The 587-nt window shown below is 45.1% G+C and carries 1 protein-coding gene; it reads right to left on the reverse strand.

All coding sequences use genetic code 11. The features are described 5' to 3' along the window. Nucleotides 1-284 precede the first annotated feature (284 nt). Nucleotides 285-587, reverse strand: a 303-nt coding sequence (locus tag BB427_RS24390) for a hypothetical protein (protein WP_175401238.1), incomplete at its 5' end; no start/stop codon positions are given.

A 587-nucleotide genomic window follows, 5' to 3' on the forward strand; every position in this document is an offset into this window, starting at 1 on the left:
ATGATTTTCAGACACAGAAGCCGTAAACCAAAAAAATGTAACCATGAAAAACTTCATCACCTGCACAGGGTCTCCCTGCACTAAATTTTCTTCAGCAATTTTCCAAGCCGACTTGTTTCTGGTGCATATGATGATTTCCCTTTAAGAAGATTTAGTGACAGCTTGCAATGATTTTTTATGAGTTTTGTTTGCGCTTTTTTAGAGAAAGTTTGAGGAAGACACGACTACTCAGTTCTACACTCCAAACCCGCAAAATCCAGATTTCCTTCCGCACTATTAGCCGTTTATTCTTCCTCTTCTTCCTCTTCTTCATCCTCCTCCTCTTCCTCTTCTTCTTCTTCCTCTTCCTGTGGAGGAGGTGAAGGAGCTCTTGGGGCTGGTTCGGGTTCTGCGGGTGCTCCAAAGGATGGTGGTTCTAAGTCAAGAAGGTCATCGTCGTCGTCGTACGTTCTTGCCTCAATGACCTCTTTGACCTTGGGAGCAGTAGGATCCCACTTGGGCAACGTTTTGGGCCCTCGTTCCTTGAAGGAATTCATCCTATCCGCCCAAGTCTTCTCCATCTTCTTCTTCAACTCATCTTCGAGACC

It is taken from the genome of Pseudoalteromonas sp. BMB, assembly GCF_001709235.1.
Classification (GTDB): Bacteria; Pseudomonadota; Gammaproteobacteria; order Enterobacterales; family Alteromonadaceae; genus Pseudoalteromonas; species Pseudoalteromonas maricaloris.